Genomic DNA, 2495 nt, shown 5'->3' with positions numbered 1-2495 from the left:
GGTCGCCGGCCAGCTTCAGCCGGGCGTCGGACCGTTCCCCTCCCCGCTCGCGCTCCATCCCCGAACGGATCACCGCATGATGACCAGCACCTTCCTGGTGCCCGCCGCCTCTGCCCTTCTCGGGGCCCTGATGTACCGGCACCACAGGCAGGTCTTCGCCTGGACGCGGAGGATGCGCCGCAAGGACGAGACGAACACCGAGTACGACAAGCCCTCCGCGTGGCTCGCCGACCTCTACGCCGCGCAGTGCGGCCTCGCCCAGAAGCCCTGTGCCGCCGAGGACTTCAAGAACATCGCCACGATCGGCAACATGCTCGCGGGCATAGCCGACCACACCGAAGGCGTCCGGTTCGAGCTGACGAAGGTCGTCGAGAGCGTGCGGGGCTACGTCGCCACCGCCCTGCCCGCGCAGGGCCCGGCCGTACGCGTCGGCCTCCCGGAGCACCGCACCCGGCTCGAACAGGCGATGCGCCAGGAGGCCGCCCGCGACGAACTGGCGCACGCCATCCTCGCGGCCGAGCAACGGATCAAGGACCTGCGCCACAGCTGACCGCACACCGCACACCGCACACCGCACACGGCACACACCGCACACCGCACACCGCAGAGCACCCCCACATAGAGGTCGCTATAAAGATCGCTCTGCCCGTTCATGTCCACCTCGTGCCCGAACCTGTTTACTTTCCGGAAATCCGGGCGTAGCCTCCGAGCGAAACCACAAGTTCGGGCAAAGGTCGGAGGCGAACGGACATGTACGCACCGGAGCGGCAGCAGGAGATCCTCCGGCTGGCCCGTGACGGCGGCCGGGTGGACGTGGTGTCGCTGGCCGAGGAGTTCCAGGTCACGGCGGAGACGATCCGCCGGGACCTGAAGGCCCTCGACCGCGCGGGACTCGTCCGCCGGGTGCACGGCGGTGCCATACCCGCCGGGCGGCTGGACTTCGAGCCGGACCTCGCCGAGCGCGAGTCGACGGCGGCCGACGAGAAGGACCGGATCGCCAAGGCGGCCCTCGCCGAACTGCCGATGCAGGGCACGGTGATCCTCGACGCCGGTACGACGGTGGCCCGCCTCGCGGGCATCATCCCGCTGGAGGCCGAGCTCACCGTCGTCACGCACTCCCTGCCCATCGCGGCCCGCCTCGCGGACCACCCGGGCATGCAGCTCCACCTCGTCGGGGGACGCGTGCGGCACCGTACGCGCGCCGCCGTGGACGCCTGGGCGCTGCGGGCGTACAGCGAGATCCGCGCCGACGTCGTGTTCGTCGCGGCCAACGGCTTCTCCGCCGGGCACGGGCTGACCACCCCCGACCTCGCCGAGGCCGCGGTCAAGCGCGCGGCGATCACCGCCGCCCGCCGCGTGGTGCTGCTCGCCGACTCCGCCAAGCACGGCCAGGAGCACTTCGCCCGCTTCGGCGCCCTGAGCGACGTGGACCTGCTGATCACCGACAGCGGGCTGAGCCCAGAAGACGCCACCGCCATGGAGCGCGGCGGCATGGAAGTAGTGCGCGCATGATCCTCACCGTCACCCCGAACCCCTCCCTCGACCGCACCTACGAGGTCCCCTCCCTCGACCGCGGCGAGGTCATACGGGCCACCGGCGAGCGCATGGACCCGGGCGGCAAGGGCGTCAACGTCTCCCGCGCGGTCGCCGCCGCGGGCCGCCGTACCGTCGCCGTCCTGCCGCTGGGCGGCGCTCCGGGCGCGCTGGTGGCGGACCTGCTCGACGCGCAGGGCATCGAGGTCGCGCCGGTCCCGGTCGCCGGGGCCACCCGCTCGAACATCGCCCTCGCCGAGGCGGACGGCGTCCTCACGAAGATCAACGCCCCCGGCCCCGAACTGACCGCCGCCGAGCAGGAGTTGCTCCTGGAGACGGTCCGCCGGCAGTCCCGTGACGCCGACTGGATCGCCTGCTGCGGCAGCCTCCCGCGCGGCCTCGCGCCGTCCTGGTACGCCGAGTTGGTGGCCCGCGCCCACGCCGCCGGCGTCCGTATCGCCCTCGACACCTCCGGCCCCGCGCTCATCGAGGCCCTGCGCGAGCGCCCCGACGTCGTCAAGCCCAACGCCGAGGAACTCGCGGAGGCCGTCTCCCGCCCCCTCGCCACCGTCGGCGACGCGGTCAAAGCGGCCGAAGAACTAAGGGAGTTGGGCGCCGGCGCCGTACTCGCCAGCCTCGGCGCGGACGGGCAGTTGCTGGTGGACGGCTCCGGTGCCTGGTTCGGCAGCGCGCGCGTCGACGTCGTACGCAGCAATGTCGGCGCGGGGGACTCCTCGCTGGCCGGCTTCCTGATCGCCGGCGGCAGCGGCCCCGAAGCCCTGGCCTCGGCGGTCGCCCACGGCGCGGCCGCCGTCCAGCTCCCCGGCAGCGTGATGCCCACCCCCGCGGACCTGGACCCGGCCGCGGTGACGGTCACGGCGGACGTCCCGGTGGACCGCGTACTGACGGAGCCGGTGACATGAGCGCCCCCACGGTCGCTACGACCCCTCACCCCCGTTCCC

General features: G+C 72.9%; 3 protein-coding genes. All 3 read left to right on the top strand.

Features of this window, described 5'->3' with window-relative positions; genetic code table 11:
* A partial coding sequence (locus tag ACNFOC_RS53240; protein ID WP_416966145.1) for a hypothetical protein occupies positions 1-550 on the top strand: 550 nt, incomplete at its 5' end.
* Between the two features lie 200 nt (positions 551-750).
* Positions 751-1512, top strand: a complete 762-nt coding sequence (locus ACNFOC_RS53235) for a DeoR/GlpR family DNA-binding transcription regulator (protein ID WP_416966144.1) — start codon at positions 751-753, stop codon at positions 1510-1512.
* A complete protein-coding gene (gene pfkB / locus ACNFOC_RS53230) occupies positions 1509-2456 on the top strand; it encodes a 1-phosphofructokinase (RefSeq protein ID WP_416966143.1) in 948 nt (315 codons plus the stop codon). Before ACNFOC_RS53235 ends, pfkB begins: the two co-directional genes overlap by 4 nt.
* Positions 2457-2495: the final 39 nt, after the last annotated feature.

The organism is Streptomyces colwelliae (genome assembly GCF_048158785.1).
In the GTDB taxonomy this organism is placed as follows: domain Bacteria; phylum Actinomycetota; class Actinomycetes; order Streptomycetales; family Streptomycetaceae; genus Streptomyces.
This window is presented reverse-complemented; position numbering and strand designations above follow the sequence as displayed.

Excerpts from the sequence above, each read along its gene's own strand:
- ACNFOC_RS53235 (WP_416966144.1), top strand. The coding sequence starts at position 751 with ATGTACGCACCGGAGCGGCAGCAGGAGATCCTCCGGCTGGCCCGTGAC.
- pfkB (WP_416966143.1), top strand. The coding sequence starts at position 1,509 with ATGATCCTCACCGTCACCCCGAACCCCTCCCTCGACCGCACCTACGAG.